Genomic DNA, 4674 nt, shown 5'->3' with positions numbered 1-4674 from the left:
AACACCAGCGAAACCGGCAGCGCGAGATTGACGAACGACATAGAGGCACCCCCCGCCACCGTGCCCGTACGGCCGCCGCTCCGGGCTCGCCTGCCGCCGCTGCCGGCCGTGCGTCCGCCGTCGTCGTGCCCCTGGGGTTTGTGCTGGTGAGGGGATTGTCCGGCGTTGTTCGGTGGCCGGGAGGGGAAGGGGGGAGGGTGGTCCGGCCCCGACGAGGGTGGACCCGCCGCCCCGGGCGCTGCCGGCCGTGCGCCTGCCGTCGAGCCCGTCCCGCCCGCGCCCCTGGTGCCGGACCGCACCGCCTCCGCCGCGGGCCGCCGCTGCGCCCCTGGGTGCCCGTGCCCGCCTCCGCCGTCGCGATGTCGCCGCCCGTACGCCCCGCGCCCGTACGCCCCGCGCCTGCCGCCGAGCCGTCTGCCGCCGTACGGGGCCCGCCCGTCGCGGGCTGCTGTCCGCGGTCCGGCCCGTCCAGTGCCGTCCAGTGCCGTCCAGAACTGTCCGATGGCGTCCAGGACCGGCCGCTTGCCTCCGCCGCTGTCCCGCCGTCGTACGCCGAGCCGCCCGTCGCCGGACCGCACCCCGCCGCGCCGCTGCCCCGCGCAGCCGCCCGCCGCGCCGCCGTCCTCGCCCCGGCCCTCGTACGGCCGCCGCGCCGCCGCCGTGCCCCGCCGTCCGTACGCCCGCCGTCCGTACGCCCGTCGCCGTCCGCCGTCCCGCCGCCGTCCCGCCGCCGTCGCGCCCGCGCGCGGCCCTCGGCCGCCCGTGCCGGCCGCGTCGCCGTCGCCCTTCGCTCGTGCGGGGCCCGCCCGCGCCCGTCGCCCCGCCGGGTCCTGCCGTCCCGCCCGTACGGCCGTCGCCCCGCCGGGTCCTGCCGTCCCGCCCGTACGGCCGTCGGCCCGTCCGGCCGTCGGCCCGTCCGGCCCCGCCGCGTCGCGCGGTCCGCCCGGCCGCCGTCGGGGGAGGGGTTTTGTCGGTGGGGTTCTCCGTCGCTCCGGAACGACGAGCGCCTGGTCAAGCCCTCCGAGCGCGCTGTAACAGCGCGCTGTTTCACCGCGCTCTCCTGCCGTGCTCATCTACCGAGCACGTGACCACGCCTGCCCGCCGTGCTGGTCTCCCTCGCTGCTCTGCCGTGCCGGTCTGCCGTCCTGGTCTGCTGTGCCGGTACGCGGTGCTGGTTCCCCGCGCGGCTGCCCCATGCTCATGCACCGTGTTGTGGTGGCACGCGGGTGATGTGTGCTGGTCATGCACGGGTGTTGTGCGGTCTCTTTCGGTCACTTCCGGTCACTGTGGCCGGATGTGCTGATGAGGGGTTTCCGGGGCCGCTAGGGTCCCGGGACTGTGACGGAGACGAGGGAAAAGCGGCTGCTGCCGACGGGTGACTGTTTCTGCGGCTGTGGCGGGGAGGCGGGGATCGGCCGGTGGTTCATGCTCGGGCACGACATCACGGCCGCCGGTGCGCTGCGCGCGGTCGAGGGAGGGCTGAGCCTGCCGCAGCGGCTGGTCGAGGCGGGGTTCGGGCCGGAGCGCTCGGTGGTCCGGGAGGCGGTCGAGTCGGCGGGATGGGTGCGGTGCGAGCGGTGCGCGTACGCCGGGACGCCGGCGGGGCTGGCTGCTCATGTGCGTGGGGGCGGGTGCGGCGAGGAGCCGGAAGGGCCTGGGGTGCCGGCGGACGGCCTCGCCGACGAGGGCCAGGACGGCACCGGGCAGGACGGCACCGGGCAGGACGGCACCGGGCAGGAGGGCGGGGGTCGGACGTCGCCGGTGGCTGCGGCGGCGGGGGCCGGGGAGCGGGCCGGCGGCGGGGGCGGTGAGAGCGCCGGTCCGGTCCGGGTCGAGGCCGGCCCCGCCCGGGGGCTGCTGCTCCCGGGCCCGGACGACGGGGTGTGGAAGTCGGTCCCGATGCATCTGCGGACGCACCTGCAGGAGGCTGCGCAGCGGCTGATGAGCCCCGAGCCGCCGGTGTTGCGGGAGAAGGGGAACGCACCGGTGCGGTACGCGCTGCGGGCCGCCGCGGCCCGCAGGCTGGCGGGCCGGCACTGGCTGGTGCTGCTGGCCGCGGCGAGGGAGTCGTACGGCAGCGCGCGCAGCGAGCGGGCGCGGAAGGTCTTCGAGGTCCTGGAGCAGGTGGTGGCCGACTACCTCGCGCCGGCCGTCCCGGAGCTTCCTGCCACCGCCGAGCCTCCTGCCGCCGGCGAGCCGGCCGAGGAAGTGGCGGACGTGGCCGGCAGTGCAGCGCCGGAACCCGCGTCGGCGGAGCCGGCAGGGCCGGAGGAAGCGCTGGCGGGGGAGGCGGAGCCCCGGGCGGCGGCGCGGGCCGTGCCCCGGGTGCCCGCGGAGGCGGGGGCCGCCCGTGGGCTGCTGCTCCCGGGCCCGGACGACGAGGTGTGGGAGGAGGTGCCGCTGCATCTGCGTCAGGCGCTGCGGGGCGCCGCGCACCAGCTGGTGACGCCGGTACGGGGCCCGTTGAAGGCGAAGGAGCAGCGTCGTGTGCTGTCCGCGGTCCGGGCCGCCGAGCGGATGCGGATGACCGGCGCGCACTGGCTGCTGCTGATGACCACCGGGCGAGAGGCCCTCGGCGGCCCGGCCAGCGCACGGGCGGACGCGTTCTACAAGGTGCTCGAGCAGATCCTCGCCGAGCACCCGCCGCAGGCCCAGGAGGACACACCAGCAGTATCCGGGGCGGCCGAGGCCGACTGACCCGCCGCCGCCCCGGCGGGCCCCGTACAGCGCGCCCGCCGGCCGCCCGAGGGCACGAGACGCCGGCCCCGGCCGGTGCCTCCGCCCCGCTCGCCCCATGCCGCCGCTGCGCCCCGCCCACCGGCGAGCGCCGCGTCCGTGCCGCCACCGACACCGACACCGCCCGCGCTCTGACCGGCGCCTTCCCCGCAGCTGCGCCTCGTCGAGCCCGCCGCCCCGCTGGAGGCCCCGCCGGCCCTCGGCGCCCTCGCCCGCCTCGCCGAGCTGCGCCCCGATCTGCCGGGCTTGAGCCGCGACGCGCACCGAGCCGTGGTGTCCCCCCTGTGACCTGCGTAAACCCTGATGCGAGCCCGCCCGGCCGCGCGCGCCGGCCACAGCCCCCTGACGCCCGGCCCCCGTACGGCTTCACCCCGCCGCGCCGGCCCCGCGCCGCTTTCCGGCCGCCGTAGCCCTGGTGCTGGCCGGCCCGTCGACGTCGTCGTCCAGGCGCCCACGCCGGCCGGTGCTGCCCGGGGAGCGGCAACACCCCGCGCCCACCCCCGGGCGGACGTCCGCCAACCCGCCGCCCGGGGCGGGGCCCGGCGGCGATACTGCGGTGAGGCGATCCGAAGGGGGCGGAGGACAGGTGACCCAGGACGAGATCCGGCACCCGGCGCTGACCGGCGCGCCCTGGCCGGTGATCGGCGTACGGGTACGCCGCGAGGACAACAACGTGCGGGCGGCGTCCTGGCGGCCGGCCCCGCACGCGGTGCCGGAGGACGTCCTGCTGCCCTGCACCTGGCCGGAGCTGGAGCGCCTCGCCGAGATCGCCACCGGCCGCAGCCGGGCGCGGGTGTACGTGCGTGCCCTCGGCGACGCCGGCCCGGAACGGCGCCTCGTGCTGTGCCTGCGAGGAGCCGTACGGGCCGAAGGCCCCCTCGCCCCCGTCGCCGAGCTCCTGGCCGCCCGCACCCGCGCCGCCACGCTGCGCGTCGCCGCGGTACACCGCGAGGCCGGCCGCGCAGAGCAGGCCCAGCTGTGGCGCGCCAGGGCCCGCCGGATCCTGAAGGAAGGCCGCGCCACCCGCCGCGGCCGCAGCGTGCGGGCCACCTCGGCCGGGCTGCCCACCCTCGGCCGGCACCCCTGAACCGGCCGCCCGTACGCAGCTGATCGCGAACCGCCGCCCGTTCGGGCCGAAGGCCCCTCCGGCACCCCCGCAGGCCCGCCAGAGGCGCACCACCCGCACGCCCTGGCCGACGACGAGCACCAGCCGCCACCACCGCGCTGCGCCTCGCTCGCCGAGTCCGCACCAGGGAGCCCCTACCCGCGAGCAGTCAGCGGGCAACGGCCCGTCAAACAGAGGCGCCAGCCGGGACTTTGTACTTTGCAAAGTGAGACACAGTAGCACGTGACGAGAATCACATTTCTACCTGGCGCATACCCTGACCTGCGTTTTCTCCCAACAACACAGAGAGCACGCACGAGTGACCCCTACTCAAATCGGTGCCCAATGACGTCATTCGACATCACGCTCCGCCACACCGACGCCCGACACCGCCCCGGCCGGCACCCGACAACCCACACCACCCCCGCCCCTCGCCGCCGAGCGAAGCGAGCCCTCCCCGGCACCCCGAACAACCCGCACACCCAGGAGCGCGGAGCGCTCCACACCAAGATCAGAACGACACCCCCGACCCATCACCCCACGTAACCGGAGCGCGAAGCGCTCCAACCAATCCGAAACGCAAACAATCCGAACCCACCCCCCAACACCGGCGCGCAGCGCCGGAGTTGAGCACCCCAACCCACCCAAGGGGCGCGGAGCGCCCCGCCCCCACCCACCAGCGCGGGCGCAGCCCGCGCCACCCGGCCGGAGGCCGGGAGCGGGGCCGGAGGCCCCGCCAACTCCCGTGCGAAGCACGGGAGTTACCCGTACGCACCCGCGAAGGGCCGAAGGCCCGAGTCCCCTGGCCGAAGGCCAGGGGGTTACCCGGCGTA

Annotated in this window: 2 protein-coding genes; both read left to right on the top strand. The window is 77.2% G+C overall.

Going from position 1 to position 4674, the window contains the following annotated elements; translation table 11 throughout:
• Positions 1 to 1338 precede the first annotated feature (1338 nt).
• On the top strand, positions 1339 to 2697 hold the full coding sequence (locus ABEA77_RS33580; protein ID WP_345655923.1) for a hypothetical protein: 1359 nt from the start codon (positions 1339 to 1341) through the stop codon (positions 2695 to 2697).
• Positions 2698 to 3322: 625 nt separating this feature from the next.
• On the top strand, positions 3323 to 3823 hold the full coding sequence (locus ABEA77_RS33575; protein ID WP_345655921.1) for a hypothetical protein: 501 nt from the start codon (positions 3323 to 3325) through the stop codon (positions 3821 to 3823).
• The last annotated feature ends 851 nt before the right edge of the window (positions 3824 to 4674 follow it).

This window comes from Streptomyces tremellae (assembly GCF_039540215.1).
In the GTDB taxonomy this organism is placed as follows: domain Bacteria; phylum Actinomycetota; class Actinomycetes; order Streptomycetales; family Streptomycetaceae; genus Streptomyces; species Streptomyces tremellae.
Note: the sequence above shows the minus strand (reverse complement) of the source record. Positions and strands in the feature narration are given on the sequence as shown.